We start from the raw sequence: 14,659 nt of genomic DNA, 5'->3' as shown, positions 1-14,659 counted from the left end.
CCCATGAGCTTCCTTCGCGCCTGCGCGCTGAGTGAACTGGCTGAGGACGTGCCCAAGCGCGTCGACCTCAACGGTGTCCCGGTCGCCGTCGTCCGCACCGACGAGGGGGTGTTCGCGATCAACGACATCTGCTCGCACGCGAACGTCTCGCTGTCCGAGGGCGAGGTCGAGGACTGCATGATCGAGTGCTGGCTGCACGGCTCCAGCTTCGACCTGCGCTCCGGCAAGCCCTCCGGCCTGCCCGCCACCAAGCCGGTCGCTGTCTACCCCGTAAAGATCGAAGGGGACGATGTGCTCGTCTCCGTCAACCAGGAGTCCTGAGTACACATGGCTACCCTTGAAATCCGCGACCTGCACGTCTCCGTCGAGGCCGAGAACGGCCCCCGGGAGATCCTGAAGGGCGTCGACCTGACCGTGAAGCAGGGCGAGACCCACGCCATCATGGGTCCGAACGGCTCCGGCAAGTCCACCCTGGCCTACTCGCTGGCCGGCCACCCCAAGTACACCGTCACCGGCGGCACCGTCCTGCTGGACGGCGAGGACGTCCTGGAGATGTCCGTCGACGAGCGCGCCCGGGCCGGCGTCTTCCTGGCCATGCAGTACCCGGTCGAGGTCCCCGGTGTCTCGGTCTCCAACTTCCTGCGCACCGCCGCCACCGCCGTCCGCGGCGAGGCCCCCAAGCTGCGGCTGTGGGTGAAGGAGGTCAAGGAGGCGATGGCCGCCCTCCAGATGGACCCGGCCTTCGCCGAGCGCAACGTCAACGAGGGCTTCTCCGGCGGCGAGAAGAAGCGCCACGAGATCCTCCAGCTGGAGCTGCTGAAGCCGCGGATCGCGATCCTCGACGAGACCGACTCCGGCCTGGACGTCGACGCGCTGCGCATCGTCTCCGAGGGCATCAACCGGGTCCGTGAGACCGGTGAGGTGGGGACCCTGCTGGTCACCCACTACACCCGCATCCTGCGGTACATCAAGCCCGACTACGTCCACGTCTTCGCGGGCGGCCGCATCGTCGAGTCCGGCGGTGCCGAGCTGGCCGACAAGCTGGAGGAGGAGGGCTACGAGGCCTACGTGAAGGGTGGCGCGTCCGAGTGACCCGTACGCACGAGTCGGCGGTCCTGTCGGGCCTGCTCGACACCGACGCGATCCGCAAGGACTTCCCGGTCCTGCAGCGGCTGCTGCACGACGACAAGCAGCTCGTCTACCTGGACAACGCGGCCACCTCGCAGAAGCCCCGCCAGGTGCTCGACGCGCTGAACGCCTACTACGAGCGGCACAACGCCAACGTCCACCGCGGCGTGCACGTGCTCGCCGAGGAGGCCACGGCGCTCTACGAGGGCGCCCGTGACAAGGTCGCGGCGTTCATCAACGCGCCGAGCCGCGACGAGGTGATCTTCACCAAGAACGCCTCCGAGTCGCTCAACCTGGTCGCCAACATGCTCGGCTGGGCCGACGAGCCCTACCGGGTGGACGCCGAGTCCGAGATCGTCATCACGGAGATGGAGCACCACTCCAACATCGTCCCGTGGCAGCTGCTCTCGCAGCGCACCGGCGCGAAGCTGAAGTGGTTCGGGCTGACCGACGAGGGCCGGCTCGACCTCTCCAACATCGACGAGCTGATCACCGAGAAGACCAAGGTGGTCTCCTTCACCCTGGTCTCCAACCTGCTCGGCACCGTCAACCCGGTCGAGGCCATCGTGCGCAAGGCGCAGGACGTCGGCGCGCTGGTCGTGATCGACGCCTCGCAGGCCGCCCCGCACATGGTGCTGGACGTGCAGGCGCTGGAGGCCGACTTCGTCGCCTTCACCGGCCACAAGATGCTGGCCCCGACCGGCATCGGCGTGCTCTGGGGCCGCCAGGAGCTGCTGGAGGACCTCCCGCCGTTCCTCGGCGGCGGCGAGATGATCGAGACCGTCACCATGGGCTCGTCCACCTACGCCCCGGCGCCGCACAAGTTCGAGGCCGGCACCCCGCCGATCGCCCAGGCGGTCGGGCTGGGCGCGGCCATCGACTACCTGTCCGGCATCGGCATGGAGCGGATCGCCGCCCACGAGCACGCCATCACCGCGTACGCGGTCGAGCGGCTGCTGGAGGTCCCGGACCTGCGGATCATCGGTCCGCGCACGGCCGTCGACCGCGGCGCGGCGATCTCCTTCACGCTGGGCGACATCCACCCGCACGACGTGGGCCAGGTGCTCGACGAGCAGGGCATCGCGGTGCGCGTCGGCCACCACTGCGCGCGGCCGGTCTGCCTGCGGTACGGAATTCCGGCGACCACGCGGGCGTCGTTCTACCTGTACTCGACGCCGGGCGAGGTCGACGCGCTGATCGACGGCCTGCACCACGTCCGGAACTTCTTCGGCTGAGGACGGGGCACGCGACCATGAAGCTCGACTCGATGTACCAGGACATCATCCTGGACCACTACCGCAACCCGCACGGCAAGGGGCTGCGCGACGGTGACGCCGAGGTGCACCACGTCAACCCGACCTGCGGCGACGAGATCACCCTGCGGGTGAAGCTCGACGGCGGCACCGTCGCCGACGTCTCCTACGAGTCCCAGGGCTGTTCGATCAGCCAGGCCAGCGCCTCGGTGCTGAACGACCTGGTGGTCGGCAAGTCCGTGGGCGAGGCGCAGGCGGTCCAGGAGGCCTTCCTGGAGCTGATGCAGAGCAAGGGCCAGGGCGAGGGCGACGAGGAGGTGCTGGAGGACGCCGTCGCGTTCGCCGGCGTCTCCAAGTACCCGGCCCGGGTCAAGTGCGCCCTGCTCAGCTGGATGGCCTGGAAGGACGCCACCGCCAAGGCCCTCGCCGAGCACCCCACCGTCACCGACTGACACCGCAGAGGAGGACACCCACCACCATGAGCGACGAAACCACCTCCCCTGCGGAGGAGACCGCGTCCGGCCCGGTCGGCACCAGCGCCGGCACCGTCTCCGTCGAGGACCTGACCGAGGCCCTGATGGACGTCGTCGACCCCGAACTGGGCATCGACGTCGTCAACCTCGGCCTGATCTACGGCGTCCACATCGACGAGTCCGATGTGGCCACCATCGACATGACCCTCACCTCGGCGGCCTGCCCGCTGACCGACGTCATCGAGGACCAGGCCAAGACCGCGACCGACGGCCTCGTCCAGGACCTGCGCATCAACTGGGTCTGGATGCCGCCGTGGGGCCCCGACAAGATCACCGACGACGGTCGCGAGCAGCTTCGCGCCCTCGGCTTCAACGTCTGAGGCCTGTCCGCCGCTTTTGCGTGGCCCCTTCCTCCTCCTGGGGGAAGGGGCCACGCGTTTTCAGCTTTCCGTGACGTGCACGGCCTTCGCGACCAGCTCGCCGATCCGGTCGACGGCGGTGGAGGGGCCGGGGAAGAACCGGTTCTTGGTCAGCGCGAAGGCGGTCCCCGTCGCGGTGTCGGCGTACGCCGCGCTGCCGCCCATGCCGGGCATGCCGAAGGTGCTCAGGGTCTGCCGCGGGTCCGCCCCGGGCCGGCCGAGGTTCCAGCCCAGCGCGCGCGGCACCGGGAAGCCGATCAGCTGGTCGACCTCGGCCGTGGCCAGGGCCGTGATCTCGCGCAGCCGCTCGTCGGAGACCAGCCGGACGCCGTCCACCTCGCCGAGCAGCGCGGCGTACATCCTGGCCACCGCGCGGGCGGACATCGTGCCGCCCGAGGGGATGTCGGAGGTGAGCACCACGGGGTCGTTGCCGTACGCGGCGCTGGGGGTCACGGCGGGCGGCGTGGCCCTGAACAGCGGCAGGTCGGCGGGCATCGCCGCGATCATCTCGGCGGAACCGGGCGCGTCCTCAAGGCGGGCGAGCCGCCCGAGCTCGGACTGCGGGACACCGAGGAACAGCTCGTCGGCGATGCCCAGCGGCTGCGCCACCTCCTCCCGGAGCACCTGCGAGACCGGCCGGCCGGTGGCCCGGCGCACGATCTCGCCCATCACGAAGCCCCAGGTCATCGCGTGGTAGCCGGTCCTGGTCCCGGGCTCCCACCAGGGCTCGGAGCCGGCGATCAGCGCGCACATCCCGTCCCAGTCGGCCAGGTCCCGCACCGTGAGCCCGGCCGGCACCGCCGGGACGCCGAGCGAGTGCGTCAGCGCGTGGCGGACGGTCGCCTTGTGCTTACCGTGCGCCCCGAACTCGGGCCAGAGTTCCACGATCGGCCGGTCGTACCCGATCACCCCGCGCTCCGCGAGCACGTGCACCACCGTCGCGGTCGCCCCCTTCCCGGTGGAGGCGCTGTAGAACGGTGTGTCCGGGGCGACCAGCCGCCGGCTCTCCGGATCGGCGACCCCCGCCACGGCGTCCACCACCAGCTCCCCGTGCCGGTACACCGCGACCTGGATCCCCAGCTCGGCCCCCGACTCCACCATCTCGTCAACGGCCCGCTGCACAAGCTCCTGCATCCCGCTCTCCTCCTCGGCTGCGGCGCCCGGTGCGCACCGCTCACCCGTAGGTCGCCACCGGGGGAGAGATCTCGACATGCGGTGCTCTCGCTCCCAGCAGGGCGGCCCGTGCGCGTGCGACACCTCTTTTCGTCACGGAAGCGCCGGCCCCAGCTGACTCGGGCCGTGCACCGAGGCCCGAGCAGGCCCCGCAGATCCCCGGTGCGGGCACCGGGTCGTGGCACTTGGCGCACTCGGAGTAGCCGGCTCTCCGGGTCCCTTCCGCCCGTCGAGAGGGCGGCATCTTGTGCTCCAACCGGTAGCGGAGCACGGCAGCCGCCGAATGCATCGGAGCCGGCAGGCCCGGCAACAGGGCGTGCGCGAGGTCGGTCGCGCTGCAGCCGCGCGCCAACCACTGCGCCACCAACGGCGCCAGTTCCCGCGCCTCGGCCTCGCCCAGCCGCAGCCGGGGCTCGGGCCGGATCGCGCGGAACAGGGTGTCCACCGCCTCCCGTTCGTCTTCGTCGGCCGACTCCTGGGGGAGGGTGGGTTCTTGGCCCCGGTCCTTTACAACAGGACTGCCAGCGACGCCGGTTGGCGGCCCACCGGACGCCGGACGGGTGACACCCGGCCGCGCGAGCTGGGGGGTGTCGTAGACGTGCGCCTCGCTGCGGAGGGTGCCGTCGGGGAGGCGGATCTTCTCGACGCGGTAGTACCCGGCGTCGGTGAGTTCCTTCAAGGCCTTGCGGACGGCCCCACGCCCCTGGGGACTGGTGTCGGCCATGTGCCGCCCGTCCTCCCGCCAGCCGTCGGGCCGGGAGAGCAGATCCGCGAGCAGACCGCGGGCGGTGTAGCTCAACTGCCGCTTCTGCAACACGCAGTTGGGCAGCACGGTGAAGTTGCGCACGTGGGCGCTACGATGGATGCGCATCGGGAGTCTCGCTCCTGTTGCCGGACCCCGGGGTGTTGGTAGCACCGCCGGGGTCGCACTTTTCTCTTTGAGTACGGAACGTATCACGACATTTGACGCAGCGTGAGCTGTTTGAAGGCTCCCGCTACCCTTGCCCCATGACGGATCTGCGCCGGGTGTCCGTGGACGAGGTGCTGGAACGGGTCGAGACCGCGTTGGGGACCTGGCTCGACCGGGCATCGGTGGTTCGCAAGCGCCGTTCCGTGGGCGCCCGCACCGGGCGCGGCACGTGGGTACGGATCGAGCGGCGAGGTCTGGACCGGATTGGTACTCAGGGAGGGGACGGCACGCCGTCGGCCGAGGCGCTGAGTGGCATCGCGAAGCCCGCCTGGCTGGCCGCCGTTGCCTGGCGCGACGAGGTCGAGCCGGTGATGTGGCGAGCCGATGAGACCCGGCTCCTGCCGTCCGAACCAGTGGGGTCCGCAGTGGTGGTGGACGCGCCCGAGCTGTCTCCCGGATGGTGGGCGCAGTTGAACGCCTCTCTGGATTCGCTGGCGCGACAGCGGACGTACCGGATCGCCACACCCGACACCGAGACGATCACGCAGGACCTGGTGACGCGCACGATCCATCAGGTGTACCCACACGTCGACGCGACGGTGGACGAGTGGTGCCCGGCGCACGCGGACCTGAACTGGGCGAACGTGACGGCGCCGGATTTCTGCCTCTTCGACTGGGAGGACTGGGGCATGGCCCCGCGCGGCCTGGACTCCGCCACCCTCTGGGCCGCTTCCCTCGCCGTACCTGCCCTGGCCGCCCGCGTCCGCACCGAACGAACCGCCGACTTCTCGACCCGGGACGGCAAGTTGATGACCCTGTTCGTCGCAGCGAAGATCCTCGGGCCATACGCCCATCCCGAGGACCCTCGCCTTGACGGGGCCCGCACACTGGCGGAGCAGATGGTGAAGGAGCTCGTGACTACCTGACGGTGGTGAGCTCCCCGCGTGCGACGGCCGCGCGGAGGACCGTGGAGATCTCCTGCGGCAGGAGATTGACCGCGTCGAGGGCGCCGGTGGTCAACGGGATCTCCTCCAGGAGGTACTCACCCCGCCCTTCCTGACTGAACTCGGGACCGCTGCGGTCCTCGAAGCTCCATTTCTCGATGGTGGCGAGGTAGAAGTCCTGGCGCTCGCCGTCGCCCTCAACGGTGTGGAGCAGGCCGACGATCTCCGCTTCACCGGCGATCTCTTCACGCACCTCGCGCAGCAGGGCGTCCTCGGGGCTGGCGTCGGTCGGCTCGACCTTGCCACCGACGATCACCCAGTACGGGTCGACGCCGGGGCGGATGCGTTTGATCAGCAGCATGGTGTCGTTCGGGGTGAGGAGGACGGCGCGGACTCGGTGCTGCATGGTTCCTTCTTCCTGGGCGGGGCGGGTTCCCTCTGCTCAACGGACCGGAGGCTTTGGGTGCTGGGTGTCGGCCGCGTGCCGGTGCACGCGGCCGACATGGAGAGAGTGGCGTGCACGACCTTGCCGTGCGGCCAGGGGGTCACACCCCAGCGCTGCCGGGTGAGCTGATCGACCAGGAAGAGTCCTCGGCCGGACTCGGCGTCCGGCCCGGCATCGATCAGCACCGGCAGGATCGCCGACCCGTCCGCGACCAGCAGTCGTACGGTGTCGCTGCTTGCGCGCCGGATGCCGACCATCATGGAGGTCTGGCAACCGGTCCTCGCCGCGTTGCCCACCAGTTCGGACATGATCAGCTCGGCGTCGTCGATCAGTTGCGGCAGCTTCCACTCGGTGAGTTTGGCGCGGACCAGGAGCCGGGCAGTGCCGGCCGACGCGGGGCTGTACGGCAGTCGGAGGGTGGCCGGGCCCGGCGCGCGTGAGCGCGGGGCGTTGGTGATGGAGCATCAGCATGCAGCCACTGTCGCGAAGCCGTCACCGTTCGTGAACGGACGGGATATATCAGTTCCAGAAGTCGTACCGGCGTCGAGTGAGACGATTCGTATCACTCCTGGCTGATGATGACGGATGTTCCGAGAATCAATGCGAGCTTGCGCAGCTTCGCCAGGGTGGCGCTGCCCGCGCTCGCCTTCTGCGCGATCACCCCGGGCAGCCCCTGGTGTCGCGCCCATCCCGGCGCGGCCGAGCAAACGTCAAGCAGGGTGTCCAAGGCGGTGTCCGACTGCCGGGTCTCGGCTTGCGCGAGTGCCACGTCGAGCATCATCCGGTTGCGCGCCGACGGGGTGAGTGAACCCGTGCCGGCGAGCGATTCGAACAGGCCCAGCGCTCGTGCCGGCCGGCTGGTCGAGACGGAGATGCCGATAGCCTGGGCGGCGACCGTCGTGGGCCCGAACGCCGTGCCGTTCACCCGGACGTCCCGGCCCATCCGGGCCGCTACCGCATACCCCTGCGACAACAGATCGTCGGCGCTGTCCACGTCTCCCTGACGGGCGGCGACGACGGCTGCGAACGTCACGTGCCACCCGTAGGTGGCGAGCGTTCCGAGATCTCGATCTCCGTATCTGGGCTCGATGGACTCGTACGACAGTCGGGCCGTCTCCCCGGCCTGGTCGAGCCGGGCGTCCCGCAGGTAGATCCACGACCGGCCGGAGGCGACCATGGCCGAGCGGACGGTGTCCCCTGCGCGGTCGGCCTCGTGTTGGGCGTGACCGATCCCGGCGTACGCGAGATCGCGGGCGCCGAACTGGTTCGCCACGTAGGCGGCGAGTCGGTACGCGTCGGCGAGGACGCCTGCGGCCGTGCTCTTCCGGTCGACCGGAGCTGCCTTCAGGGCGGCGGCGGCTTCACGCAGTGCGGGGGTGACCCGGACTCCCGCGCCCACGTAGTCTCCGGATCGGTAGGTCTTCCATGCGGCGGCGAGTCCGGCCGCGAGTTCGGCCGGGGGCGGGGGCTGTACATCGACGCCGACACCGGCGGCGGTGTCGTGAACGATGCGGGACAGCTCGCGGATCATTGCCCGGTCGGCGCCCTGCATCGCCCGACGGGGGGCCTGTTGGCCGAGGACCACCGACACGTCCGTGTGCAGCGCGGCTGAGATCCGCAGCAACGTCTGGAGGCTGCCACCGAGGTTGCGTTCCGCCTTGCGGATCGTCGCCACGGACAGGCCCGACGCTTCGGCGAGTTGCTCCTGGGTCATGTCCGGTCCGCGGAGAAGCTTGATGCGCTCGCCAGTGGTGTAGTCGGTCCACTGCGTCATCCCTGGTCCCCTTCCGGGTGCACGGCCGTACTGGGAAGGTACCCGCTCCCATGAACGGGCGGAGACGGTCCGATCACGTTGTGCCACCTGTGGCGGGCGGGCCGAACGTCAACCTGCTGTCGCGCAAACCGCTCCTTCGAAGGATGCGGTTGCGCAGCAGCGGTTCATCGGCGAATGGGCGGCCAGGCTGGGGGCATGTCGTCTGTTGTTGCGTCCGGGCAGTGGGTCTTGCCCGAGTCGCCGTATGCGTTGTGGGTTCGGGGTGAACTCGACGAGTATCTCTGGCTGCCAGAGCGGCTGCAGGTCGAGGTGATCGGTGGGGAGTTTGTCGTGACGCCGTATCCACCGGTGAATCACGCCTTGATGCTCTCGGACATGAAGGAATGGCTGTTCCGTGCCGAGTTCAGGAAGGAAGGCTTCCCGTGGCAGGTGGTGCAGCGCGTCGGTGTCGACCTTGCCGAGATCGGGGACGGCTACTGTCCCGACCTCGTCGTGGTGACTGCTGAGGTGGATCTGCTGGCAAGGGCGGAGGACCGGTATCTCCGCCCGGACGAGATCAGCTTGGTGGCCGAGGTCACGGCGTACCCCAGCGCACACACTGGCCGGCGTCCGGTGTCCGGCAAGGCCACCAAGTGGAGTGGCTATGCGCGGTGTGGGGTGCCGTACTACCTGCTGGTGGATCGGGATCCACGGCAGCCGGGTGTCACCTTGTTCGGGGATCCGAACAAGGCTGAGGCCACGTATCAGGTGATGGGTGAGTGGAAGTTCGGTGACGCGGTTCGGTTGCCGGAGCCGTTCGATGCGGAGATCAGGACGGATGCCTGGAGGTCCTGGGGATGAGATGGCGCCGCCCCGGAACGGAGATCCGTTCCGGGGCGGCGGCGTGTGTGGGGGGTCAGGCGGTCCGGGGGCGCTTGGCGACGGCTATCGCCAGGGCGGCGCAGAGGAGGGCGGCGAGGAGGGTGAAGCCGCTGGTGGCGGGGAGGAGGCCGTAGGTCTGGACGGCGGCGCCGACGGCGACGATGGGGAGGGAGGAGCCGAGGTAGATGATGATCCACAGGGAGCTCAGCTCGGAGCCCCTGCGTTCGGGGTTCATCGCGGCGACGGTGGTGGTGAACAGGGAGCGGAAGGCGATGCCCTGGCAGGCGCCGCCGAGGACGCTGCCGATGAAGAGCAGCGCCGGGGTGCCGGTGTACTGGGCGGCGACGACCAGGGCCAGGCCGGTCGCCAGGCCGGCCATGCCGAGGGCGATGACCAGGCGGTCGGCGGTCGGCGGCACGAGCAGCTGGGCGACGGCCGAGGAGCCGAGCAGCAGGGCCGCGACGACGGCGCCGATCAGCTTGGAGTCGGTGTGCAGCAGCTTGGCGGCGAAGGCCGGGGCCAGGCTGAGGTAGACGCCGAAGACCGCGTAGGAGATGAACCCGGCCGCGGCGGCGAGCAGGAACTCACGGCGACCGGTGCGCGGCAGCCGCAGGCGCTGGGGCCGCAGGTGGGCCGGAGTGGTGATGCGGGGCGGGGTGGCCGGCGGACGGTTGCGGCCGGGCATCCGCGGGTGGACCAGCGCGAGCGGCACGCAGAGCGCGAGCAGGGCGACGGCGTGCAGCAGGAACGGGCTGAGCAGCGGGTCGGAGCCGCCGGCCAGCAGGGCGCCGACCACCGGGCCGAGCGCGACGCCGCCGGCGGAACAGGCCAGGGTGATCTTGGCGGCCCGGGTCGGGTGGTCCGGCATCAGGTCGCCGAGGGCGGCCCCGGCGGCGCCGGTGGTCAGGCCCACCGCGATGCCCTGGACGGCGCGGCCGGCCGCGAGCTGCCAGAAGCCGCCCGAGGTCGCGAACACGACGTCGCCGACGGCGGACAGCGCGACGGCGGGCAGGATCAGGGCACGTCGGCCGAGGTGGTCGGACCAGTGGCCGACCACGGCCAGCACCGGGACCAGCGCGAACACGTAGAACGCGAAGAGGATCGTGGTGTCCAGCGCGGTGAGGTGCATCCGCTGCTGGAGGAGCGAGTAGATCGGCGTGGCCAGGTTGGCGCCGATCAGCATGAGCAGCAGGGCGGCGGCGACGAGGCCGACGCGGACTCCGCGCAGCGCGTTCCAGCGGCTGATCGCGGAGAGCTGGAGCTGGGCGCGTGGCGCGAGCTCCAGGGGAAGCAGGGCCTCCGACAGTCGGCGTCCGTCGAACTGCGCGGTGCGCAGGCCGGAGCCGGCGGGGGAGAGGTCCGCCATGGCAGGGGTCTCCTGTGGCCGGGCACCACCCGGGTCGGCGGGGTGTGCCGGCGCGCCCGTCCTGGCGGCGCTGTGGTGGTGGCCTCGGTGCGGGCTCCCTGGTGGGGCAGGTGAGCTGAGAAGGGGGGCTACGTTGCCCGTCGGCGCGCGCGGGGTTGTGCGCGGTACCGACTTCGAAGGATAAGGGGTGGGCGCACGGTTGCGGCGCGCGCCCCTTGAGGCCGGGCGTCCGGGGTGCCCGGCCTATACGCTGAGGTGGTGGACCGGTGACGCGGAGGTGATCTCCGCGGGCCCCGGCCGGCTGACCGCTCGGCGTAGGGAGAACGCGCAACGATGGCCGCACGACGTCGTAGGAACGCGGACACCCCGGCGGCGGGTGCGCCGGGCGAGGGTGCGGTGCTGCCCGCCGACCTGGAGCTGCAGGACCTGTACGGGGCGTTCGCCGCCCACGGGCTGGACGACGAGGACTTGGACGACGCGGCCGTGCTGGTGCCGCCGGTCACGCTGCCGTCCGAGCCGGAGCTGGCCGAGCGGGCGAAGGCCGTCCCGATGTTCGGGTGGGCGCTGAAGCTGGCCCGCTGGACGGCCCCGCACCGCGCGGTGGACGAGTTCGGCGACCTCACCGGCCCCGACCGGGCCCCGGCGGCCCGGCTGCTGGGCCTGGCCCCCGAGGAGGGGGACGCGCCGGAGGAGGCGGTGGTCGAGGCGATGCGCGCCTGGTCGCTGGCCTGTGACCTGGACCTGGTCGAGATCGGCACCACGGCGGCCGGCGAGCACGTCGCGATCCCCGGTCCGGACCTGGAGGCGGCCGAGGCGGGGGACGCGGAGACCGTCCTGGAGCTGTGGCTGACGGCCGCCGGGATCGTCCGCGAGCTGGCGGTGGAGGCGGACTCGCAGGACCTGGAGGCGGAGGACGGGGAGCGGGCGGAGGAGGACGAGGACGGTCTGAGCGACGTCGAGGACGCTCGCGACGAGGCCGCCGAGCTGCTCGACGAGGCGCTCCAGGTGCTGTACGAGACCACCGCCTTCGCCGAGCCGGGCAACGAGACGGTGCCGCTGGGCGTGCTGGCGGCGCTGCTGGTGGTCCCGGAGGGCGAGGAGCCGAGCGACGAGCTGCTCGGCGACATCACCGATGTGATGGTCGCCCTGGACCCGATGCTCGCCGACCTCGCCGAGCTGGGTCTGCTGGAGTACCGGCCGATCGACCCGGAGCTCTTCGACGAGGAGGAGGAAGGGGAGGCCGAGCGCTCGGCGCAGGCCGAGTCGGCGGAGCTGGACGAGGCGGAGTCCGCCCGGTTCGGGCTGGTCCGGCTCACGCCGCTGGGCCAGTACGGGATCCGGCAGTGGCTGCTGGAGGACGGCTACGACGCCCCGCTGGTCGGTGACCTGGCCCGGGGCGACGCCGCCGAGCTGCTGCGCGGGGTCAGCGAGGCCGCCAATGTGCTGCCCGAGGAGGAGCTGAAGGTCTGGGTGGCCGGCCGCGAGCCGGTGGCGGCGGCGCGCGAGCTGCTCGCGGCGGCGCGCGGCATCGACGCGTACGCCCCGATGCGGCGGCTGCTCTGCCACTCGGCGCTGACCCTGCTCGGCGCGCCCGCCGAGCCGGCCGTCCGGGAGGTGCTGGACGACCCGGAGCTGGGCGGCGGCGCCCGGGCCTGGCTGGTCTCGCTCGGCATGACGGACGTGCCCGTGCCGGACCGGGCGATGGCGCTGTGGACGGTCGTGGACGCCTTCGCGGCCCAGCTGCTGGACACCGGCGGCGATCCGGACCAGCTGCGCGACCTGGTCTCCGAGCTGCCGGTGACGGACGACCCGGTCGGCTACTTCGGCGAGCTGTGGCGGGTGGAGCACCCGTACACGGCGGACGTGCTGGAGGCGGTCGGCGAGCTGCATCCGGACCGGGCGGTGTCCAAGGAGGCCCGCAAGGCGGCGTTCAAGGCCCGTTCCAGGGGCTGAGCGGGCCACGGATCGGGTTGAGGGCCGGGCGGTCGATCGTCAGTTCGGCAGGTCCAGTGAGCCGTCCTCGGTGAAGGCGAAGAACGGGTTGTGGGCGAGCTCCCAGAGGTGGCCGTCCGGGTCCTCGAAGTACCCGGAGTAACCGCCCCAGTCCGTCGCCGCCGGCGCCTTGACCACGATGGCGCCGGCCGCCACCGCCGTCTCCAGGGCGGCGTCCACGAGGGCCTGGGACTCCAGGTTCACGGCGAGGGTGACACCGCGGAAGGCCGGTTCGCCCGCGGACGGCACGCCCGCGTCGGCGGCCAGCTCCTCGTGCGGGAAGAGGCCGAGCACCGAGTCGGCGGTGCGGAACCAGACGATGTTCGGGCTGGACGCGGCGGAGCGGTGCCAGCCGAGCGCCTCGTAGAAGCGGGCGCTGCGGTCGAGGTCGGCCACACCGAGGGTGACGATGCTGAGCCGGGCGGGGAAGGGCGAGGTCGCTGTCATGCCCGCCAGCCTAGGGAGGGGCACTGACAGCGGCGCTCCGGACGGGTCCGTCCGGAGCGCCGCGGCCGATCCTCCCGGCGGGCAAAGGGCCTGATGACCCGGTAGGTCGGGCCACGTATCGTTGCCCGGGTGCCGACGGCACGGTGCGGACGGCGAGGGCAGGGGGTGCGGCGCGGGATGAAGCGGGCGAGCGGAGGGGGCCGGGACGGCCGGTTCGGGGATGGTGCGGGCACGGTGGATCCGTTCGACCGCCCGGACGATCCCCTGGACGGCCCGCCGGACGGGCACCCGTCCGGCGACCTGGAGGAGTTCCTCGCCGTCGAGGAGGCGCTCGCCCGCCGCAGTCTCGTCGCGGCCGACTTCCCGGTGTTCGGCGTCGTGCCGGTGCTGGGCCAGGGCGGCGCCGCACTGGTCGGGTACGGGCACGACGGGTACGGAGCCGACGGCTACGGCACGGACTTCGGTGGGGCGGCCGGCGGCGCGGGCGGCGGAGCGGCGGGGGGCGGCGCGCCCGGCTGGATCGAGATCGGCTTCGGCGACTGGACCTCGCCCGCCGGCCCGTACGTCACCGTGCGCACCCACCGGCCCGGCGCCGACCGCCACGAGCCGCTGCCCGAGCTGGAGGACGTGGTCGAGGACGAGCGCGACCGGGCCTACGAGCAGCTCGGCGTCGACGAGGGCGACACGCCCGGCCGGGTCCGCGCGCTCCGGGAGTGGATCACCGTGGACGGCGAGTCGCGCGCCGTCGAGGTGCACGAGGACCGGCGCGGCCTGTGGTCCGGCGTGGCGCTGCCCGGCTGCTGCCCGATCAGCGGGGTCGAGCCGGTCTGGGCCGGCCGCTTCCGGGTGGACGGGCTGACCGTCACGGTCTGCGGGCGCGGTGTGCCGCCGGGCGGCGTCGAGCTGGCGCGGATCCGGGACCACGAGCGCCATCTGGGCGGCCGCACCGCGCTGCTGCGCGAGCTGGCGGTCCGTCGCGGCCGGCACCTGCCGGTGGAGCGGCGCGAACTCTCCCCGGTCACCGGGCTGGAGGCGCACCGGGCGGTGATCGCGCACGGCATCAGCGAGGCCGCCGCCCTGGAGGCGCGGCTGCGCTCCGGGCGCCCGCCCCGGCCGCCCCGGGGGGCGCGCGCGGAGGCGGGCGCGCTGCGCTGGGAGGCGGCGGTCCGCCAGCAGATGCGGCTCGCCTCGGAGACCCGCGAGGAGGCCGCCGCGGCGGTCGCCGCGATGGTGGAACAGCTCGGCCGACTCTCCCAGTTGACGCACTGGGTGGTCGGGACGGCGGAGGGCGACGCGGCGGTGGAGGAGTCGATCCGGTACACCGTGTTCGCCAGCGAGGTGGCGAGCGTGCCGGCGCAGCGCGCGTGGCGGCAGGTGCGGCTCGGGGAGCGCGGGGAGCACCCGATGGGTGAGCAGCTGTGGCTGGCGGCCTGGGAGCAGTGGCGGGCGGCGCGGACCGGCGGACGCTGAGCCG

Annotated in this window: 16 protein-coding genes; 9 read left to right on the top strand and 7 right to left on the bottom strand. The window is 71.8% G+C overall.

Annotation, left to right across the window (positions count from 1 at the left end):
* The first annotated feature begins 3 nt into the window (after positions 1-3).
* From ACFVVU_RS11290 to ACFVVU_RS11270, 5 genes are read left to right on the top strand one after another with little or no spacing between them, the layout of a single operon-like run.
* The gene (locus tag ACFVVU_RS11290; RefSeq protein WP_355369096.1) at positions 4-321 is read left to right on the top strand and encodes a non-heme iron oxygenase ferredoxin subunit; all 318 of its coding nucleotides are present in this window, start codon (positions 4-6) and stop codon (positions 319-321) included.
* A gap of 6 nt (positions 322-327) precedes the next feature.
* Positions 328-1,092: a Fe-S cluster assembly ATPase SufC gene (gene sufC / locus ACFVVU_RS11285; RefSeq protein WP_355369094.1), complete on the top strand. Its 765-nt coding sequence runs from the start codon at positions 328-330 to the stop codon at positions 1,090-1,092.
* A 23-nt stretch (positions 1,093-1,115) separates the two neighbouring features.
* Positions 1,116-2,363 (top strand): cysteine desulfurase, encoded by a 1,248-nt coding sequence (locus ACFVVU_RS11280; protein ID WP_380686146.1) that lies wholly within the window; start codon positions 1,116-1,118, stop codon positions 2,361-2,363.
* Positions 2,364-2,380: 17 nt separating this feature from the next.
* A complete protein-coding gene (sufU, locus tag ACFVVU_RS11275) occupies positions 2,381-2,833 on the top strand; it encodes a Fe-S cluster assembly sulfur transfer protein SufU (RefSeq protein ID WP_355369092.1) in 453 nt (150 codons plus the stop codon).
* 26 nt (positions 2,834-2,859) lie between these two features.
* A complete protein-coding gene (locus ACFVVU_RS11270) occupies positions 2,860-3,234 on the top strand; it encodes a metal-sulfur cluster assembly factor (protein WP_376088450.1) in 375 nt (124 codons plus the stop codon).
* Positions 3,235-3,294: 60 nt separating this feature from the next.
* On the opposite strand, the gene ACFVVU_RS11265 is transcribed toward ACFVVU_RS11270, so the two are convergent.
* The gene (locus tag ACFVVU_RS11265) at positions 3,295-4,407 is read right to left on the bottom strand and encodes a serine hydrolase domain-containing protein (protein ID WP_387789393.1); all 1,113 of its coding nucleotides are present in this window, start codon (positions 4,405-4,407) and stop codon (positions 3,295-3,297) included.
* Positions 4,408-4,447: 40 nt separating this feature from the next.
* Positions 4,448-5,317 (bottom strand): hypothetical protein, encoded by an 870-nt coding sequence (locus ACFVVU_RS11260; protein ID WP_387789391.1) that lies wholly within the window; start codon positions 5,315-5,317, stop codon positions 4,448-4,450.
* A gap of 137 nt (positions 5,318-5,454) precedes the next feature.
* Between ACFVVU_RS11260 and ACFVVU_RS11255 the strand changes: the two genes are divergently transcribed.
* Positions 5,455-6,282: a hypothetical protein gene (locus ACFVVU_RS11255; protein WP_387789389.1), complete on the top strand. Its 828-nt coding sequence runs from the start codon at positions 5,455-5,457 to the stop codon at positions 6,280-6,282.
* Here the strand turns inward: ACFVVU_RS11255 and ACFVVU_RS11250 are convergent.
* The 3 genes from ACFVVU_RS11250 to ACFVVU_RS11240 all read right to left on the bottom strand — a co-directional run bounded on the left by ACFVVU_RS11250 (position 6,275) and on the right by ACFVVU_RS11240 (position 8,519).
* Positions 6,275-6,706 (bottom strand): NUDIX domain-containing protein, encoded by a 432-nt coding sequence (locus ACFVVU_RS11250; protein ID WP_387789387.1) that lies wholly within the window; start codon positions 6,704-6,706, stop codon positions 6,275-6,277. The two genes, ACFVVU_RS11255 and ACFVVU_RS11250, sit on opposite strands and share 8 nt — an antisense overlap.
* Positions 6,652-7,053 carry an ATP-binding protein gene (locus ACFVVU_RS11245; protein WP_387789385.1) on the bottom strand — a complete coding sequence of 134 codons (402 nt, stop codon included), beginning with the start codon at positions 7,051-7,053 and terminating at the stop codon, positions 6,652-6,654. The genes ACFVVU_RS11250 and ACFVVU_RS11245 overlap by 55 nt, the downstream gene beginning before the upstream one ends.
* Positions 7,054-7,307: 254 nt before the next feature.
* Positions 7,308-8,519 carry a helix-turn-helix domain-containing protein gene (locus ACFVVU_RS11240; protein WP_380687666.1) on the bottom strand — a complete coding sequence of 404 codons (1,212 nt, stop codon included), beginning with the start codon at positions 8,517-8,519 and terminating at the stop codon, positions 7,308-7,310.
* Between the two features lie 195 nt (positions 8,520-8,714).
* Here ACFVVU_RS11240 and ACFVVU_RS11235 point away from each other — a divergent pair, with 195 nt between their 5' ends.
* Entirely contained in the window at positions 8,715-9,359 is a 645-nt protein-coding gene (locus ACFVVU_RS11235; RefSeq protein ID WP_387789383.1) for a Uma2 family endonuclease, read from the top strand.
* Between the two features lie 55 nt (positions 9,360-9,414).
* Here the strand turns inward: ACFVVU_RS11235 and ACFVVU_RS11230 are convergent, their stop codons facing one another.
* Positions 9,415-10,746: an MFS transporter gene (locus ACFVVU_RS11230; protein WP_387789382.1), complete on the bottom strand. Its 1,332-nt coding sequence runs from the start codon at positions 10,744-10,746 to the stop codon at positions 9,415-9,417.
* A gap of 333 nt (positions 10,747-11,079) precedes the next feature.
* Here ACFVVU_RS11230 and ACFVVU_RS11225 point away from each other — a divergent pair, with 333 nt between their 5' ends.
* Entirely contained in the window at positions 11,080-12,699 is a 1,620-nt protein-coding gene (locus tag ACFVVU_RS11225; protein WP_387789380.1) for a hypothetical protein, read from the top strand.
* Positions 12,700-12,738: 39 nt separating this feature from the next.
* On the opposite strand, the gene ACFVVU_RS11220 is transcribed toward ACFVVU_RS11225, so the two are convergent.
* Positions 12,739-13,185, bottom strand: coding sequence for a VOC family protein (locus ACFVVU_RS11220; protein ID WP_380687674.1), 447 nt, complete (start codon positions 13,183-13,185; stop codon positions 12,739-12,741).
* 234 nt (positions 13,186-13,419) lie between these two features.
* Here ACFVVU_RS11220 and ACFVVU_RS11215 point away from each other — a divergent pair, with 234 nt between their 5' ends.
* On the top strand, positions 13,420-14,655 hold the full coding sequence (locus tag ACFVVU_RS11215; RefSeq protein ID WP_387789378.1) for a hypothetical protein: 1,236 nt from the start codon (positions 13,420-13,422) through the stop codon (positions 14,653-14,655).
* Positions 14,656-14,659: the final 4 nt, after the last annotated feature.

Source organism: Kitasatospora sp. NPDC057965 (assembly GCF_042887135.1).
Classification (GTDB): domain Bacteria; phylum Actinomycetota; class Actinomycetes; order Streptomycetales; family Streptomycetaceae; genus Kitasatospora.
The sequence above is the reverse complement of the archived record's forward strand: the minus strand, read 5'-3'. Positions and strand labels throughout refer to the sequence as shown.

Bases quoted from the DNA above. Each gene is read 5' to 3' on its own strand.
- ACFVVU_RS11250 (WP_387789387.1), bottom strand. From the start codon at position 6,706: ATGCAGCACCGAGTCCGCGCCGTCCTCCTCACCCCGAACGACACCATG.
- ACFVVU_RS11290 (WP_355369096.1), top strand. From the start codon at position 4: ATGAGCTTCCTTCGCGCCTGCGCGCTGAGTGAACTGGCTGAGGACGTG.
- ACFVVU_RS11225 (WP_387789380.1), top strand. From the start codon at position 11,080: ATGGCCGCACGACGTCGTAGGAACGCGGACACCCCGGCGGCGGGTGCG.
- ACFVVU_RS11235 (WP_387789383.1), top strand. From the start codon at position 8,715: ATGTCGTCTGTTGTTGCGTCCGGGCAGTGGGTCTTGCCCGAGTCGCCG.
- sufC (WP_355369094.1), top strand. From the start codon at position 328: ATGGCTACCCTTGAAATCCGCGACCTGCACGTCTCCGTCGAGGCCGAG.
- ACFVVU_RS11270 (WP_376088450.1), top strand. From the start codon at position 2,860: ATGAGCGACGAAACCACCTCCCCTGCGGAGGAGACCGCGTCCGGCCCG.
- ACFVVU_RS11255 (WP_387789389.1), top strand. From the start codon at position 5,455: ATGACGGATCTGCGCCGGGTGTCCGTGGACGAGGTGCTGGAACGGGTC.
- ACFVVU_RS11265 (WP_387789393.1), bottom strand. From the start codon at position 4,407: ATGCAGGAGCTTGTGCAGCGGGCCGTTGACGAGATGGTGGAGTCGGGG.
- ACFVVU_RS11260 (WP_387789391.1), bottom strand. From the start codon at position 5,317: ATGCGCATCCATCGTAGCGCCCACGTGCGCAACTTCACCGTGCTGCCC.
- ACFVVU_RS11220 (WP_380687674.1), bottom strand. From the start codon at position 13,185: ATGACAGCGACCTCGCCCTTCCCCGCCCGGCTCAGCATCGTCACCCTC.
- sufU (WP_355369092.1), top strand. From the start codon at position 2,381: ATGAAGCTCGACTCGATGTACCAGGACATCATCCTGGACCACTACCGC.
- ACFVVU_RS11230 (WP_387789382.1), bottom strand. From the start codon at position 10,746: ATGGCGGACCTCTCCCCCGCCGGCTCCGGCCTGCGCACCGCGCAGTTC.
- ACFVVU_RS11245 (WP_387789385.1), bottom strand. From the start codon at position 7,053: ATGTCCGAACTGGTGGGCAACGCGGCGAGGACCGGTTGCCAGACCTCC.
- ACFVVU_RS11240 (WP_380687666.1), bottom strand. From the start codon at position 8,519: ATGACGCAGTGGACCGACTACACCACTGGCGAGCGCATCAAGCTTCTC.